We start from the raw sequence: 17,079 nt of genomic DNA, 5'->3' as shown, positions 1-17,079 counted from the left end.
GCACCAAAAAAGAGCCGTATTTTGATTATCTGTCGTTTGATTGTTAAGTTTTCTCGCTATTTCCTTAACCACACTTGAATAATCTAGAAAATATCTTCATATTACTACCCGAGCAAAGAGCGTCTTGTCATGAGGCGTCCCATTTACTATAGCTTCCGGTTATGGCGCTTAAATGAGGTAAGTCTTTACAACTTCGCTACTTATTACGGTCAACGAAGCAGTGAATGACTGACCAAAGAGTACATTATGTTTTCACAATGTCTAGGGTCTATTGAACATTGTATTTTAGTTGCATAATGTCTCTTTATTTTAGTGTCGCAACAAGAGCTTAGTGATATCTGATTGATGGTCTGTGTTAATAGGTATTCTATTGACTATCGATTAGGTTAATTCGCTGACCCTTGTTGCTGAACAAAAAATATAGATACCGTTCACTCTGCCACTTATTATTTTAAGAGTAGATGGTCTACCTATATTGGCGTAGAGAAATCAGACGTATAGATTCCTGATTCACTTCTATGCTTTGTTTCAATAGCTTATTTCATGACCTTACCTATAGTTGAGGCAGTTTGGAGCTGCTTTGGCTATATGTTTAATACCCTACTGTTTTGCTGTTAGCCTTATCTAAACACCCATGAAGGAATCATACGATTTACGTCCTTTGCGGTGTTTTATATGCGTTTATATTTTTAGAAATTGACGCAAACAGATAACGGACTGGTTCAAAAGCAATGACAATGATGCAAATAACGTATCTAAAGTTCGACAGTAGCATTAAACAAGCAATATCGTACTTATATAATTAAAAAGTATGACATTGTCTAAATATGATTTCGGTGCTTGCGCCTCTATTAGCAAGCATTTGCTTCATGTTTTTGGGTAAGTAGGACGGCTAAAATTAGGAGACATCCATGCAGCGTATTACTTATCGTGTAAAAGTATCTGCGCAAGGGGCCAAACGCCGTATTTCTTATTTACTGCGTCCATCTAAACGCCTGCTGAACACTGAAAGTAACATCGTTTCATCCGTTACCCCTACCATATCTACCCGCTTGGCCAGAACCAAAAAGTTGGCACAAGTCTCTAGTATCGCCCTTCTCTCACTACCTGCTGAGAGTTTAACGATAATGCGTGCACCTGTACCAGCCTATGACCATGTCATGTTGGAGCGCACATTAACAGTCGCTGCTGTACCAGGCGACAGTACCTACTTTGCCACTGATGGCTTTCAACATGGTTTTGGCTTTGATTTGGTGCGTAGCTATGCCGATGAGCTAGGTGTAAATGTCAATCTAAAGGCCTATGCTAGTGAGGAAGCGGCACTAAAAGCCTTACGATCAGGAGCTGCGGATATGGCATTAACAACAGCCAGTACTCAGCTAAAGAGCAAATATAATTTATCTTCTGTCAATGTCAGTTGTGGCTACGATGCTAGCCTGACTAAGAATGGCTTGCATCCAAAGGTCAGTTGGACATTCAACTCATCAACCGACCCATTGTCAGAAAAAGCCAGTTACTTCTTGTGTGATAGCGTTAAACTACAAAACACACAAAAGCTGGCAGCTTTTTATAACCAAAACTTGCTAAAAGATGCCTATAGTCAGGATCATTTCAAAAAAACCCTGACAGAAAAGCTGCCCGACTACCAGTCTTCTTTTGAAGAACAAGCACGTAACTACAATCATGATTGGGAATTATTGGTTGCCATGGGCTATCAAGAGTCACACCTTGATGCCAATGCTGTCTCACCAACAGGTGTACGTGGTCTAATGATGCTGACCAATAACACTGCCAAAGCAATGGGCGTGTCGGATCGCGTTGATCCTTATCAAAGTATCGGTGGCGGTGCGCGTTATTTAGAGCAGATGAAAGATGAGTTTTCTGATGTACCAAAATCTGACCGGATTTGGTTTGCACTAGCAGGTTATAACATGGGCCCCAATGCCATCAAAAGCATTCAGCGCAAGCTAAGAGCCGAAGAAATTGATGATAAAAGTTGGGCTAACGTTTATGCATATCTGGCCGAAAACAGAGCGTCTAATAGCCGCTATGGTCAAGCGATGCATTATGTGAGTAACATCAGAAGTTATCTAGAGACTATTAAAACTCAAACGGTCTAATCATAATAAATTTGAGTGAGAACCTGTCATTAATTCGTATATAGTCAAAGTACTTTTAAATCGCTACAGTGCTGCTGGGATAAGTTTTTCGCAGCCTCTATGAATACAGCAAGCAAGTAAAATTTATACCAGTAGCACCATAATACAATCGTATCGGTTTTATGTTTCTTTGACTATATTAAGACACTTGGTAGGCTTAAAAATAAAAAATCTGCTCTTATAAAGAGCAGATTTTTTTTGCAGTTCTCACAAGATTGATCATTACTATCATCGCAAATCTATTCTCAACGATTCGGCACTGTCAGACGCTGACCACGCTGTAGCATAGTATCTGCAGCAATATCATTCATATCGGCCAACTCTTTGGTGGATACATCATATTTACGTGCTAAGCCAATCAAACTGTCTCCTGACTTAACCGTATAGCTAACCGTCATTTTTGGCACTTTCAATGTTTGCCCACGTTGCAGCTGTGCATTAGTTGCCAAGCCATTGGTTGCTGCTAGGTCTGCTACTGAGACCCCAAATTTACGTGCTAAGGCAATCAAACCATCACCCGATTTGACGGTATAATTTTCGGTATTACTCAGCTTCTGACCATTACTACTCGTGGTATTATTATTGCTGCTACTAGTAGCACTGCTTTTACTAGCAGTCACACTACCACTGGCAGGAATGGTAATCGTACGACCAAGTATCAGGTTAGAGTTGGTTTGTAGGTTGTTCGCTGATGCCAAATCACTCAAACCAATATTATAACGTTTGGCCACACCCGTTAAGGTATCACCAGATTTGACTTTATAGCTGACTGACTTATCATTCAGCTGACGATCTACAAGCTCTTTGGAAGCTGGTACTTTAATAGTTTGACCACGCTGCAACCGAGCGTTGGCATCAAAGCTACTATTCACCGCAGCAAGCTCTGTTGCAGTAATACCAAGACTATTAGCAATACCAATCAAAGTCTCGCCCGATTTCACTTTATAGTTAGTCGTCGCGACTGAACTTGCGCTGCTTTGGTTATTAGAGCTACTGGTAGTGTTTGTCGTAGCTTTAAAGTCAACGCTCTCAGGTACTTTAAGTGTCTGACCAACATACAGAGTATCTGTCGTACTGATACCATTAAGACTGGCTAACGTAGTGGTTGGTATATTGAACTGACGCGCAAGGGCAATCAAACCATCACCCGATTTTACTGTATAGTTTTTAGTGGCTGTACTTGATTGAGTGGTTTTAGTAGAAGGCTCAGCAGGTGTCGTCGCTACTGATTCCTTGACATTACTACTCGCACTGCTCAGCGGCTCAATGGTTTTAGCATTGTATAAATACAAAGTACTACCCGATAATAGATTGGCATTGGCATCTATTTGGTTCCATTCTGCGATATCTCGCCAGCTCACACCAGCACGGCTAGCAATATTAGATAACGTGTCACCACTCTTGACTGTATAGGTTGTACGTGTGCCTTCTGGTTTTGGTTTACTAACTGGCGTCTGGGCAAAACTTAGCTTCTTCTCTTCACCACGAGCTTCTAGAACAGACTGCTGTGTTTGTACAGCGGATAGATTGATATTGCCATCTGCATTAATCACATCAGTTTCAGATGAGTTACTACGAATTTGATTGGCAATAAAGTCACGCTCTGCTTTGCTTAGTGGTGGCTCTTGTACAATAGTATTGTTTGGTGTGATCTGTGCCGAAGTGGTTGGTAGGCTATTACTACTTTTGAGCTCAGCATTGATTTTATTGGTCTCTTCAGTCGTCAATGGAGGCTCAGACGACGCTGAGCTATTGCCATATGAAGAACTGCTGGTCGATGGTGAGATATAACTCGTTGTCTGCTGAGGTACGCTGGCACTTGCAGCATAATCAGCCAATTCATTACCAGTAGATGGTAATGAAGAAACAGAATATGGCTTGTTATTATAACTTGGTGTGGTTTCTGTCGTGCTTGGCGTTGCTGCTGCAAGCACATTACCTGTGCCATTACCTCTCAATTCACTTAATTTCGCATCAACATTCAGACTCACATCATTAGGGATGATAATGCGCTGCGGGCCTGAAGTGTCCACTCTTCCAGATGTTAGCGCTGTATTTAATCTTTCTAACTCATCATAACTCACACCTGTCAATTGCGCTACTTCAGACAAGCTAACGCCATAATTAACCGGCACACTACGGAAATGCTGACGGTTGGCAATAGCGGGTAGATAAACACCATACTGTTCAGGATCGGCAACGATCTCAGCAACGGCCAAGAAGCGTGGTACATAGTTCATCGTTTCAGTAGGTAGTCTGAGCGACCAGTAATCGGTCGGTAATCCTTGAGCTTCATTCGCCTCAATAGCCTTTTGTACGCGGCCAGGACCTGCATTATAAGCAGCTAATGCCAACTCCCAACTGCCGAACTGATTGTGTAATGCAGTCAAGAAATCATAAGCTGCACGCGTTGATTCAATCACATCACGGCGACCATCGTAGGTACTGCTTTGATTCAAGCCATAAATACGACCAGTACTTGGGATAAACTGCCATAAACCTGCGGCGGCGGCGCTACTAGTACCACTTGGATCATACGAACTCTCAATCACGGGTAACAAAGCGAGCTCTGTCGGAATATTGCGACGCTCAGCCTCTCGTACGGTATGATAAATATAGCGACTGGCACGTGCCGTCAAACGATTAAGATAATCCTGTCTACTGGTAAACCAGCTCTTTTGTCCTTCAATACGCTGATTATAGATAGGTTGACCACCATTCATGCGATAACCAGCACGTAGGCGATTCCATAAATCACCATATTGTTGAATAGCAAGCTTATTACCTTCTACCATAGTCATATCAGTGGCTTCTAATAAGTCAGCCAATTCATCCAAACTTTCTGCATCCAAAAATTCGGTCGAATAATCATCACTCGTCGCACTAGATTGATTGGTAGCAGGTTTAGTAATGACAGACGAGCTATTGGTTGTACCATTATTTGTTACTGTTGACGTACTGCTACAAGCACTAATCAGTAACGTTGATACGGCAAGCGTCAATGGTAACGCGATAAATGAACGAGAGGTTGATGGTACAGTAGACATGATATTGAAAGTTTCCTAACGACAAGAAGTGATGAGATAGAATTGTTTGATAGTATAGTATGCAATATAGCGTAAAGACCAGCTAATATAAAAAGATAATAGTCATAAGTTGAGTTTAGTCGTGTCCAAATTTCTCAACTAAAATAACTGACCAATCACTCATTAAGACGTCCACATTATCAGCCATCATTGAATATCAATAAATGATGACGGTCATTTTGAGTATATTTATTGAATATCGATATATTTTCAGTGGCTTTTTCAGTGCCTTGATTTTCAATGGCTAAATCATTCACACAATCGTAAAGCAGGGCTCAACTGCTAGGGTGTGTCCTCATTTTGAAAACACAGCCTAATGACTAGTCTAGTTAATCGTAATCTGTGATACCGCACGTAGCAGTACCGCGTTACCAGTTGATAACGTTAATGTCACTCTTGATGTGGTGACAAAAGAGACTGTTCGACCATCCTTTACCCAGCTCTCATTGGTTGTTACATTTGCTTTGGCTTTATCACCTGTAATGACAATATTATCTACAGAGATGTCATAGCGATAATTAGAAGTGTCATTCCAACTGTCTTGTAACAATTTCAAATAGGCATCTTTATCCAAGCTGGTAGACTTACCCTTTCTAGACAATGAAATCAGCGCATCATCAGAGACGAGACGAGACACCTGAGTGACGTTTTGGCTGTTCGCTGATGACTTCATCGCTGATGCATAGTTCTGTACCAAAGCTTCGGTCATGGTCGCCGCCTGCGCACTGATGCTCACAGAACTTGCGACAGCAACTACAGCGGCCACACTGGTACTTTTCATCAATAGCACCAAAAGCCTCTTTCCCCATAATCGTTTCATGATAATCCTTAGCGATACTATTTCGTTGTTGTCGTATATCGATGCTTAACCTGTTTCTATCATTTCATTAAACACATGCATATTTATATAAAAAACAAACTAAGCGAGCTCTATTGCTCACACGCTTACCTTTAATAAGATACATGTAACTGTTTTTACAACAACCATTTTTTACAACAATCATTGTCATTACTGCATATATCCCTACTATTTTTTCAGTAGTAGCGACAGCGTTGTTACACCATAGGATGAGCCTATCATTCAAATCTCACAGCTATGTGACACCCTGTGTAATTATTGCGAATACTCGATAGGCTATGTTTACTAGCGAGCAGCTTAACATTAACCACAACCCATCTAAATAAGATCCAAACAGCTAGATACAATTAAGCTTCATTCTATGTTCTCATTTTTATCAGCATTTTTAAAATAGAAACACACTCTAGTCCATTCTACAACTTACTGTCTGAACTATTGTTTTCATCTTGTTCATCATCACTGAGCTTCATACCCAAACGCTCTACTCGTCTGTCCATCATTTGTCGTGCCAATGCCTGCATGTCTTCGACGCGATCTATTTCATCCACAATCTCTAAACCCAGTAATGTCTCGAACACATCTTCTAAAGTAACCAAGCCTTTGACTTCACCATACTCACCGACTGTAATCGCAATATGTACACGATTTTTGAGCATCAATTCTAATAAGTCAAATAGTTTCATTTTTGAAAATACAAAAGTAATATCACGCTTAAACTGGGTCAATGGCTTATCTACAGCATGATTCACTTTCGCCAATAACATATCTGTTTTTAATACAAAACCAGTGATATTATCCAAGTCACCATCATAAATAGGTAACCGTGAAAACGTTAGCTTTGGACGATCAACCAACAACTCAGCGACAGTTTTATTTTCTTCAAATGCAAGCATCACCGAACGTGGTGTCATGATATCTTCGACTTTAATAGCACCAAATGCTAGTAAATTACGGATAATTCGCGACTCTAAAGGATCAATTTGTCCTGATTCTTCACCAATACTGGCAAGAGCTGCAAACTCACGGCGACTGAACGCTTGTGGTTCTTTGCCGCGTACCAGTAGTTTTGTCAAACGTTCTGAGATCCAAATAAGTGGGTACAACAATAAGATAATGCCACGGACGAAATAGGCAACGATGCCGCTTAACTGACGCCAATAAACCGTACCAAGCGTTTTTGGAATAATCTCAGATAAAAATAAAATCGCCAATGTCATAATGGCAGAAAACAGACCAAACCAAGCACTACCAAAGACGATCGTCGCCTGTGCACCTGCACCGATAGAACCCAGTGTATGGGCCACTGTATTCAATGTCAAAATAGCTGCCAATGACTGGTCGATATTATCAACCTTTAACTGTCTTAGCATATTTGCTTTTTTAGGATTATTTTCTTGAACGTCAGCAATATAAGACGGTGTCATACTGAGTAATGAAGATTCAGCTAAGGAACAGACAAATGAGATACCAATAGCAATAACCACAAAAAATATCAATAGTAAGATATTAAAGGCTGTCGGCTCTGCTGATGCCTCAGCTGCAAAAGCAGGATATGGCAATAGCATCATGAGTATGGCCATCAGTACCGATAATCCAAATACTGACTGAGTACGACCAATACGCCTTAAATAGCGTGTCGGAGGAGGTTCTGCAGATTCGTCTTTGCGACAAGCGCGTGGACGACATAAATGAGGTGCAAACATAAAAGTGGTGAACAAATTGGGTAACCTAAACAGAAAAGAGGAAAAGGAATAATAATATTTATTATATCCCAATAAACAGTGGGCTGAATGCAGCCAAATATTGCCATTTGATAGTAGCATTGATGCTAAGTTTTCACAATAAGTCACTATTTTTAAGTCTTTATTTTTTGATACCTTTTATTACGCTACTATGACCTCATATTGACTAGACTAGGTTCAACACATCCTAAACCACAAATGGCAATAGTACCTAGCGAGGTCCTACCTACCTTAAGAAAAACACACTCAGCTTATGATTAACAGTTACCAAGTCTGGGATTTTTTGTTACTATGCGTCTAATTTTATTTTTATCTATAATTTTATTGAGAGAGATATGGAACAGTTCGGTCAACTTTTATTACCAATCGCATTTTTTGCCATTTTTTACTTCTTGGTGATTCGTCCACAATCTAAACGTACTAAAGAGCATCGTGCGATGGTCAATGCGTTGACTGTTGGCAGCGAAATTATTTTTGCGGGCGGTTTAATGGGTCGTATCAAAGCCTTAGAAGGTGATTATGCGGTTGTTAGCTTAAATAACAATACTGATATCAAAGTACAGCGTGCATCTGTTATTTCAGTATTGCCTGCTGGCACTATCGAAAGCGTTTAATCGTTTTTTCTTAATGATTGTTTGATGGTCATATCATCAATAAATGTGATGTAATGACTAAAAAATGACCGTATATTATTTACGGTCATTTTTCGCTATAAAGTAGTGAGGCAAAGCAGTTTTATAAACTTATAAATAGTCTTTATTTGCTCTTTTGGGTTTGCTGTTCTTATGCATTTTTATCAAGGATACTTCCGATAATTACATAAAAACATTTCTGTATTATTTGCTTTACTATCACCGCGGATGATCGCAATGGCACATGATGTTTGCTACTAAATACAGCATTAAATCATTGCGTTCGCTAACTTCCCATCTGCTAACTTGTGGCCTACGTTGCCAGTCGTTTATCAACTTAAAGAAGTGATTATGCAATATCCCGCTTGGAAATACCTAATTATTGCCGTCGTACTAATGGTTTGCGGCCTATATGCTGCTCCTAACCTCTACCCTGACGAACCTGCTGTGCAGATTACTAGTGCAGCAGCAGGTACACAGCTGTCTGAAGAGATACTAACACAGTCGCAAACCTTGCTCGAAGAAGCGGGTTTAAATACCCACGATGGTACGTTTGAGGGCAACAGTGCGCTGGTGCGTCTTGACAACTCTGTTGATCAAGTAAAAGCCCGAGATGTACTGCGTCAGAACTTAGGTGAGAACTATGTAGTCGCACTTAACCTAGCACAGACAACACCTCAGTGGCTACGTGATATCGGTGCAAAACCGATGAAACTTGGTCTCGATTTACGTGGCGGTGTACGTTTTGTACTAGAAGTCGATATGGACAAAGCGCTCGAACAGCGTTTAACTGGTGCGAGTAGCGACATGAGGCGCGAGCTGCGTGCTGAAAAAGTTGCGGTCAAAGGCATTAAGACCGAAGGTCAAAGCGTGGTAATACATTTCGCTGATACAGATACTCGCAACCGTGCACAAAACGTTTTACAAGGGTCGATGGGCACCACGTTTAGCTTGCAGTCTTCTATTGACAGTCAAGGTCCGACATTAATCTTAGCGTATAATGATGCGACATTAGACGAGATAAACAGCTATGCGGTCAATCAAAACTTGACGACGCTACGCAACCGTATTGCTGAGCTTGGCGTTACTGAAGCTTTGGTACAATCTCAAGGCGCTAACCGCATCGTCGTAGAATTGCCAGGGGTACAGGACACTGCCGAAGCAAAACGTGTTCTTGGACGTACAGCAAACCTTGAATTCCGTATGGTCGCTGACGATGCTGACAACTATACAGGCGGTATTCCACCAGCTGGTACTGAGGCATTCCCATTTGAAACGTTAGATGGCCCTCCTGTATTACTCGAACGTCAGGCGATTGTCGCTGGTGACAAAGTCACCAATGCACAAACAGGTATTGATGAAAGTGGATCTCCTGAAGTCAGCATCACCTTAGATAGTGCTGGTGGTAAGCTGATGCAGAACGCTACACGTACCGCTGTAGGTAAACAGATGGCGGTACTGTTTATCGAAAACAAGCAAAGAATTACGTACGAAGAAGACCCAGAGACTGGCGAGACTACAGAAGTCAGAACGCCTTATGCTGAGACTAAAATAATTAACCGTGCCAACATTCAAGCAGTCCTAGGCTCATCTTTCCGTATTACTGGATTAGACAGTAGTGCTGAAGCCGCTGAGCTTGCTTTATTGCTACGTTCAGGTGCGCTTGCTGCACCTATGTACTTTGTAGAAGAGCGCACTATTGGCCCATCACTGGGTCAAGACAATATTGAAAAAGGCTTATTTTCTACGCAAGTCGGCTACTTGCTAGTCTTTGCGTTTATGATTGTCTTCTATCGTCTGTTTGGTGTCATCGCTAATATAGCGTTGGCAGTGAACGTTATTATCATTATCTCTGTTATGTCTATTTTAGGCTCATCACTTACCCTACCCGGCATTGCTGGTATTGTCTTGACCATCGGTATGGCAGTTGATGCAAACGTACTGATCTTCGAACGAATACGTGAAGAGATTGCAAACGGGGTACGACCGAAGTCAGCAATCGTGGCAGGTTTTGACCGTGCTTTTAGTAGTATTTTCGATGCCAACATCACCACTTTACTGGTTGCATTTATCTTATTTGCGATTGGTACTGGTCCGATTAAAGGCTTTGCGGTTACGCTAGCTATTGGTATTGTCAGCTCGCTGTTTACAGCCATTTTAGTAACACGCGCGCTGGTACAAATTGCTTACGGTAAACGTAAATCTATCAAACGTTTGAGCATCGGTTAGGAGAATACTATGGCGATCGATAAGAATAACCCTTTAGAACAACAGAACAATCCAGATCGAAATGGTTCAGGCGGCTCAAATAGTGATGCAAATAGCACAAACACGCGCCGCCGCAAAAAACCACGCCGTGATGGCAAGGGAAGCAATACAAAGACCAATAACCCTACCACAGCGGCATCGAGTAAAAGTAAAACTCGTCGCAGTGGTAAAAAAGGCACTGATAAAGACAGCCAAGCATTGGCTAACACTCAGGCCACGGTTTCTAACTTAGAAACCAATGATGCTGAAGATGATGCGGCCGCACAAGCTGAAGGCGGTATCAAAGCCATTGGCAACCAACGCATTATTCCTTTTATGAAGATAGAAAAACCTATGGCGCTTCTGTCTTTATTGATGGTCATTGGTAGTATTATTGCTATCGCCGTAAATGGGTTGAACTTAGGGCTTGATTTCACTGGTGGTGTCTCTGCAGATGTGCGTTATGAGCAATCTGTTGAGCAGGTTGACGTGGTTAATGCCCTAGCTGACAATGGTTTTGATGATGCCGTCGTACAGTATCTAGGGACATCTCAAGAGCTACTAATACGCTTACCGCCTCAGTCAGACAGTGTGGATGGACTCAACGATAGCCTTGATAACGCATTAGCACTGCCTAATAACAATGCTGAAATTAGCAATATTAATATTATTGGTAGCCAAGTGGGTAACGAAGTCTATTTAAACTCCGTTATGTCATTAGCATTAGCATTGGCCTGTATGCTTGGCTATGTTGCCCTACGTTTCCAATTCAAACTATCACTTGGTGCAGTGCTATCGCTATTTCATGATGCGATTGTCACCATCGGTGTATTTGCTTTGTTTGGCTTTCCATTCGACTTAACTGTTTTAGCTGCTATTTTGGCATTGATTGGTTACTCATTGAACGACACGATTGTGGTCTATGATCGTATCCGCGAAAACTTCCGCCGTGTTCGTGGCATTACGCCAGAACAGACGATCGATTTGTCATTGACCGAAACCTTGCGCCGTACGATTATGACCATCTCAACGGTCTTGTTAGTCGTATTAGCCATGCTGTTCTTAGGCGGTGATGGTCTATACTGGTTCTCAGTTGCACTCTTCATTGGTCTACTTGCTGGTACTTACTCATCCACTTATATCGCAAGTTCAATTCCTTTGCGTATGGGTCTATCGCGTGATGACTTTATCGTAAAAGTAAAACCAGAGTTTGAAGAAGAAATCGTCACTTTTGATGATCCAAAAATGTTTGAATAAGACAGGATTTCATATCATTCAATCATACGAGTAGCTGACTAAAGTGTTAGAACAAATGTAAAATTCGTTATAAATAATAGTAATAACGTTTGAATAGAAGCACCTGACTCATCAATAGTGAGTCTAGGTGCTTTTATCTTTGTAGTGGTATTTGCTCTAAAAAACACATTACCTTATCCTCAATATTTTGTACTTTTAGTATAAACGAGCCAAAAATGACGATGACGCCATCTAACCCTTTGTCCTCCATAGATACCCGCTATAGGCATATTATTGCTATTGCACTGCCTGTATTACTGGCCAATCTGGCCATGCCATTACAGAGCGTTATTGATACCGCGATCGTCGGCAATATGAATGATACGGCAAAGCTTGCTGGTATGGGTTTGGCGATACAATTACTGTCTTTATTGCTTGTCAGTTTTAACTTTTTACAGTACGCCTCATCTGGACTATCAGCACAAGCCTTAGGGCAGATGGCAAGTCTTCCTGATAATTCTAATAGGAATATAACAGCGAATTTAAGCCCATCCCCCCTACTGTCGATCTTACAACGTGCTTTATTGCTGGCATTTATTATCGGGGTTGTTTTACTGTTGGCAAAACCTTGGTTGATTGATTTTGGCTTACAGGCTTTGTCAGCCAACCCAGACAGCGGCAGTGCTGCACACTCTTATTTGGATGTAAGGTTTTGGGGCGTTATCGCTGAGTTGATGAACTTTGCTTTTATAGGGTGGTTTGCTGGTCAAGGTAAAACACGCTATATGCTCTACCAACAAGGATTTATCGCCGTACTTAATATTGTTCTGACGTTGTTTTTTGTTTTTACGATGCAGATGGGTTTGGCGGGTGTGGCTTTGGGCACCACTATTGCTTTTTGGTGTGGTGTAATATTGGCACTAGCGTTAAGTCGTCAGCATTTGCGAATATCTTGGCAGGCTATGTTTGTTACAGACTATCGGTATTTCACAAAAGATAAAATGCTTAGGCTATTTTCATTAAATAAAGATATTTTTATTCGCACCTTAATCCTAACTTTGAGCCTTGCTTGGATTACTCGATTATCTGCACAAAGTGGTGATGTCATACTAGCCGCCAATGCTATTTTACTTCAAGTATTGAGTATTTCAGCCTTTGCTCTCGATGGTGTGGCTGTCTCTGCCGAGACACTAAGTGGCCAAGCAGCTGGTCGACGTGATTGGACGGGTTTTCGTACTATCGTCAAGCGCACAGGTATTGTTAGCTATGGTCTTGCCCTTACGTTGAGCGCGATATGGTGGCTAGTCATGCCCTTTTACTTGCAGTTTATGACCAATATTGATTCTGTCTTTACATTGGCTTATGAGTATCATATTTATGCTGTATTGCTACCTCTCGTCGGCGTTGGCGCTTATTGGTTAGATGGTATATTTTTTGGTTTAACAGCAGGCAATGTCATTCGTAATGCCGCATTGATACTAGCAACTATTTTCTTCCCACTGAGTGAGCTGCTTTATCAACAGTGGGATATTACAGGTATTTGGCTAAGCATTTGGGCTCTATTACTCCTCAGACTGGCCATTTTAGGGATTTTTTTATACCGTGCTCATCAAAGTGGCAGCTATGAAAAACTACAACCAGAGAGTTAAGCTTGTCTTTCACTGAAGACTACCTCTTATAAATAGCTGTCTCTTATAAAGACAAATTAGATTACCTACCTTTTCTATAAATTACTTTTAGGATCTGATGTGACAACTCATTCAGACGAATTGCTTAACACATATAAAACCAACTATGACTGGGTTGAAGGGTTTAAAAAAAGCTTGCCTGTCGCAATGGGTTACTTACCTGCGGGTATTGCTTTTGGAGTACTGGCTCAAGTGGCTGGCATTCCTATATGGGCAACGATTATGCTCAGTATCGTATTATATGCTGGTGCAGCTCAATATGCATGTTTGCCTATGCTAAGTGCTGGATTACCAATTGGCAATATCGCAACCAATATCGCCGCGATCAATTTACGCCACGTATTTTATGGTATGCCATTATTACAATACCTGCCCAAAAACAAACTGGCCAAAACCTATTGCTTATTTGCACTAACTGATGAGACGTTTTCAGTGATGACGAGCTTACCTAAAGCCGTACGTCCGTCTTTAATACTGCCAATCAGTCTCTTTAACCAAAGCTGGTGGGTTTTAGCAGGTGCTATCGGTGTTATGATTGGTAGCACTCTCAGCGACTTGGTACCTCACTTGGATTTTGCTTTGGTTTGTTTGTTTGCTATTTTGGCCTATGAACAATTTCAAAGCATCAAACGCTACTTCCCAATAGGTATTGCCGTAATATCATTAGTAGTAGCGTCTTTGTTTACCAGTAATTGGTTGTTATTGGTCGCCATCAGTATTTGTATGATGCTGATTTTAGTGCGTGGATTTTGGGTACAGCGAGACATAAAAGAAAAAAGCAATATGGAAGGAGATATTGATGAGCAGTAGCTATCTTATTATTGCAACGTTTGCTATGGCTGCTGTTACTTTCATGACTCGCGCTCTTCCCACATTGATACCAAAAAAAATATTAGACACACCTTGGCTACACCGATTGAATGAAAGTTTGCCGTTATCAGTCATGGTGTTACTCATTTTAACCAGCTTATCTTATAACGATCTATCTGCAACTACAGGATTAGACAGTGCAAAGCTACATTTACTAATGGCTCAAGTTGGTGCGCTAATATTGGTATTATTTGTTTATCATATTAGCCGTCAATTATTAGTCAGTATGATTGTCGGTATCGCAGCCATTAATGGATTTCTGTGGTTATTTACTATCTTAACCCCAGTTCGGGATAAGGGCTCAAAAAAAGATAAAAAAAGAAGTCCAAAGTTGCTAAAGTAAGTTTACCAAGACCACTTAAGTAAAAAGGACTTCTTACATGGACAACCTAACCGAACTATACTGCCATATTGACGACTTTTATCAGCAATTCAAACCTGAGTTTGACGCTCATTTAATCGCAACGGGACACCAAAGGTTAAGAGCATGCCAGATAAGTGTAGCAGAGATTATGACCATCTTGGTACTGTTTCATCAACTGCGGTATCGACAGTTTAAGGCGTTTTACTACCATCACATGCTTGGCATGATGAAACGGGCGTTTCCAAATCTGCCGAGCTACTCGCGATTTATAGAGCTTGTGCCGCGCAGTATCATGCCACTGTGCAGCTACTTGCAAAGCATGATGGGCGACTGTACGGGTATCAGCTATATTGATTCAACCAAGATAGCAGTTTGTCATAACAAGCGTATCTACCGTCATAAAGTCTTTAAGGGACTTGCAACCCGAGGCAAAAGCAGCATGGGCTGGTTCTATGGCTTTAAGCTGCATGCCATTATCAATCTTAGATTAACACATGAAGTGCAATACCAAATGCAAGGTGAAAAAAAGACCTAGATGCGCTAGCATCAAAGTTTTTATCCACCGACCAAAGTGAGATTGCAACCATGAGCTATACACATCTAAGCCTAGGTGAACGATACCAGATTTATGCCCTTAAAGGGGCAAAACATAGTATTAATTTTATAGCGAGGGCGTTAAACAGAAGTCCCAGTACCATATCAAGAGAGCTTAGACGCAATAAAAGCCTACGAGGTTACCGAGCAAAGCATGCTAATAACAAGGCTTGTGACAGACGGGCTAACAACGCCACAACTATTGTGGCTGACCTCTGGGCATGGGCGACAGACAAGCTTAAAGAGAACTGGAGTCCTGAGCAAATATCTGGCGTTCATGCTGGTATCAGTCATATGAGCATTTATCGCTATATTTGGCGTGATAAGAGGCAGGGCGGTACATTGTGGCAGTGTCTCAGACGTAAAGGAAAACCATACCGTAAACGCCTAACCGCTGAGACCCGTGGTCGTATCAATGACAGAGTCTCGATTCATGAGCGCCCTTGTATTGTTGAAGAACGCTCACGTATTGGAGATTGGGAAGCGGATACCGTTATCGGTCAGCATCACAAGCAAGCGATTGTCACGCTCGTTGAACGTAAAACGGGGCTATTGAAGATGAAGCGTGTGGGTCATAAAACAGCACAGCAAGTATCAGAGGCAATGATAGAACTCTTAGCGCCAGTGAGGTTGCAGGTTAAGACCATTACCTCTGACAATGGTAAAGAGTTTGCTCAGCATAAGAAGGTGAAACAAAAGCTCTTTAGCCCTTTCTTCTTTGCCGATGCTTATGCGTCATGGCAGCGAGGAACCAACGAGAATACCAATGGCCTTATCAGAGAGTACTTGCCTAAGGGTTGTGACTTTAGACAAGTCTCTGATAATGAAATACAGGACATTGAGAACAAACTAAACAACAGACCAAGAAAACGATTAGGGTTTAAGACGCCTATGCAGGCGTTCTATAATATTAATTAGCATTGCACTTGGTGTGTTAATCTAAGAATCATAAGGGCGAGCTTGTATCTGTTAAAGTCACTGCGGGTAATACGGATGACAGAGTGCCTGTTAAGGATATGGCAACGCCTGTGTTTGGCAAGGTGTTTGGGGATAGAGGCTATATCAGTAAAGCCCTAAACGAGTGGCTCACAAAACACAATGATACCACGTTGATAACCAAACTTCGGCGTAATATGAAACCCCAATTACTTGAGCCTATGGATGAGGCACTACTCAATCATCGCTCTTTGGTTGAAACGGTGTTTGGAGAGCTTAAAAACTTGTGCCAAATCGAACACTCACGCCATCGTAGTGTCACGGGGTTTATCACAAACTTGCTGTCAGGTTTAATTGCTTATTGCTGGTTTCCCTATAAACCCACCATCAAAAATATGCCTCAGCAGGGACAGGTAGCCACATTGTAAATAGTATCAATGAGTTACAATGTGGCTTATCCCGAACTGGGGTTATCTTATGGGGCTAAATTATATCAAACCTAAAAGGTATGATTGGCTGTGTCAAAATCACAAGCCTACCATGTGTAACGCTTACGCAGATAGAGACTACGCAAAATGTAGCCAGTATCGCTATATTTAACGATAAAAAAGGCCAGATTCTAGTAAGAATCTGGCCTTTTATTTTCTGAGAATGCTTTCTAACTTC

Annotated in this window: 11 protein-coding genes and 2 pseudogenes; 10 read left to right on the top strand and 3 right to left on the bottom strand. The window is 41.4% G+C overall.

Annotation, left to right across the window (positions count from 1 at the left end; all coding sequences use genetic code 11):
- The first annotated feature begins 911 nt into the window (after positions 1–911).
- Positions 912–2,120, top strand: a complete 1,209-nt coding sequence (locus ACT3RN_RS01985) for a transglycosylase SLT domain-containing protein (protein ID WP_192518716.1) — start codon at positions 912–914, stop codon at positions 2,118–2,120.
- A gap of 284 nt (positions 2,121–2,404) precedes the next feature.
- Here the strand turns inward: ACT3RN_RS01985 and ACT3RN_RS01980 are convergent, their stop codons facing one another.
- The 3 genes from ACT3RN_RS01980 to ACT3RN_RS01970 form a co-directional block, all read right to left on the bottom strand.
- On the bottom strand, positions 2,405–5,206 hold the full coding sequence (locus ACT3RN_RS01980) for a LysM peptidoglycan-binding domain-containing protein (protein ID WP_192518717.1): 2,802 nt from the start codon (positions 5,204–5,206) through the stop codon (positions 2,405–2,407).
- 364 nt (positions 5,207–5,570) lie between these two features.
- Positions 5,571–6,026: a nuclear transport factor 2 family protein gene (locus tag ACT3RN_RS01975; protein WP_225739100.1), complete on the bottom strand. Its 456-nt coding sequence runs from the start codon at positions 6,024–6,026 to the stop codon at positions 5,571–5,573.
- A 491-nt stretch (positions 6,027–6,517) separates the two neighbouring features.
- On the bottom strand, positions 6,518–7,684 hold the full coding sequence (locus ACT3RN_RS01970; protein WP_413038435.1) for a CNNM domain-containing protein: 1,167 nt from the start codon (positions 7,682–7,684) through the stop codon (positions 6,518–6,520).
- Positions 7,685–8,181: 497 nt separating this feature from the next.
- On the opposite strand from ACT3RN_RS01970, the gene yajC reads away from it, so the two are divergent.
- The 9 genes and pseudogenes from yajC to ACT3RN_RS01925 form a co-directional block, all read left to right on the top strand.
- Positions 8,182–8,460: a preprotein translocase subunit YajC gene (gene yajC, locus ACT3RN_RS01965; protein WP_192518719.1), complete on the top strand. Its 279-nt coding sequence runs from the start codon at positions 8,182–8,184 to the stop codon at positions 8,458–8,460.
- Positions 8,461–8,829: 369 nt separating this feature from the next.
- Positions 8,830–10,707: a protein translocase subunit SecD gene (secD, locus tag ACT3RN_RS01960; protein ID WP_192518720.1), complete on the top strand. Its 1,878-nt coding sequence runs from the start codon at positions 8,830–8,832 to the stop codon at positions 10,705–10,707.
- 9 nt (positions 10,708–10,716) lie between these two features.
- Positions 10,717–11,982: a protein translocase subunit SecF gene (gene secF / locus ACT3RN_RS01955; RefSeq protein WP_192518721.1), complete on the top strand. Its 1,266-nt coding sequence runs from the start codon at positions 10,717–10,719 to the stop codon at positions 11,980–11,982.
- Between the two features lie 215 nt (positions 11,983–12,197).
- Positions 12,198–13,610, top strand: a complete 1,413-nt coding sequence (locus ACT3RN_RS01950; protein WP_192518722.1) for an MATE family efflux transporter — start codon at positions 12,198–12,200, stop codon at positions 13,608–13,610.
- 186 nt (positions 13,611–13,796) lie between these two features.
- Positions 13,797–14,459, top strand: a complete 663-nt coding sequence (locus ACT3RN_RS01945; RefSeq protein ID WP_192518745.1) for an AzlC family ABC transporter permease — start codon at positions 13,797–13,799, stop codon at positions 14,457–14,459.
- On the top strand, positions 14,449–14,862 hold the full coding sequence (locus ACT3RN_RS01940) for an AzlD domain-containing protein (protein ID WP_444518445.1): 414 nt from the start codon (positions 14,449–14,451) through the stop codon (positions 14,860–14,862). The genes ACT3RN_RS01945 and ACT3RN_RS01940 overlap by 11 nt, the downstream gene beginning before the upstream one ends.
- A 37-nt stretch (positions 14,863–14,899) precedes the next feature.
- Positions 14,900–15,364 (top strand): annotated as a pseudogene (locus ACT3RN_RS01935) (IS982 family transposase); the annotation flags it as partial.
- A 104-nt stretch (positions 15,365–15,468) separates the two neighbouring features.
- Positions 15,469–16,395: an IS30 family transposase gene (locus ACT3RN_RS01930; protein WP_339726923.1), complete on the top strand. Its 927-nt coding sequence runs from the start codon at positions 15,469–15,471 to the stop codon at positions 16,393–16,395.
- Positions 16,396–16,421: 26 nt separating this feature from the next.
- Positions 16,422–16,841: pseudogene (locus tag ACT3RN_RS01925) on the top strand (IS982 family transposase); the annotation flags it as partial.
- Between the last annotated feature and the right edge of the window lie 238 nt (positions 16,842–17,079).

The sequence above is a fragment of the Psychrobacter sp. AOP5-GZ1-6 genome, from assembly GCF_052376345.1.
Taxonomy (GTDB): Bacteria; Pseudomonadota; Gammaproteobacteria; order Pseudomonadales; family Moraxellaceae; genus Psychrobacter.
This window is presented reverse-complemented; position numbering and strand designations above follow the sequence as displayed.

Bases quoted from the DNA above. Each gene is read 5' to 3' on its own strand.
- ACT3RN_RS01985 (WP_192518716.1), top strand. From the start codon at position 912: ATGCAGCGTATTACTTATCGTGTAAAAGTATCTGCGCAAGGGGCCAAA.
- ACT3RN_RS01980 (WP_192518717.1), bottom strand. From the start codon at position 5,206: ATGTCTACTGTACCATCAACCTCTCGTTCATTTATCGCGTTACCATTG.
- ACT3RN_RS01975 (WP_225739100.1), bottom strand. From the start codon at position 6,026: ATGAAAAGTACCAGTGTGGCCGCTGTAGTTGCTGTCGCAAGTTCTGTG.
- ACT3RN_RS01970 (WP_413038435.1), bottom strand. From the start codon at position 7,684: ATGGCCATACTCATGATGCTATTGCCATATCCTGCTTTTGCAGCTGAG.
- yajC (WP_192518719.1), top strand. From the start codon at position 8,182: ATGGAACAGTTCGGTCAACTTTTATTACCAATCGCATTTTTTGCCATT.
- secD (WP_192518720.1), top strand. From the start codon at position 8,830: ATGCAATATCCCGCTTGGAAATACCTAATTATTGCCGTCGTACTAATG.
- secF (WP_192518721.1), top strand. From the start codon at position 10,717: ATGGCGATCGATAAGAATAACCCTTTAGAACAACAGAACAATCCAGAT.
- ACT3RN_RS01950 (WP_192518722.1), top strand. From the start codon at position 12,198: ATGACGATGACGCCATCTAACCCTTTGTCCTCCATAGATACCCGCTAT.
- ACT3RN_RS01945 (WP_192518745.1), top strand. From the start codon at position 13,797: ATGGGTTACTTACCTGCGGGTATTGCTTTTGGAGTACTGGCTCAAGTG.
- ACT3RN_RS01940 (WP_444518445.1), top strand. From the start codon at position 14,449: ATGAGCAGTAGCTATCTTATTATTGCAACGTTTGCTATGGCTGCTGTT.
- ACT3RN_RS01930 (WP_339726923.1), top strand. From the start codon at position 15,469: ATGAGCTATACACATCTAAGCCTAGGTGAACGATACCAGATTTATGCC.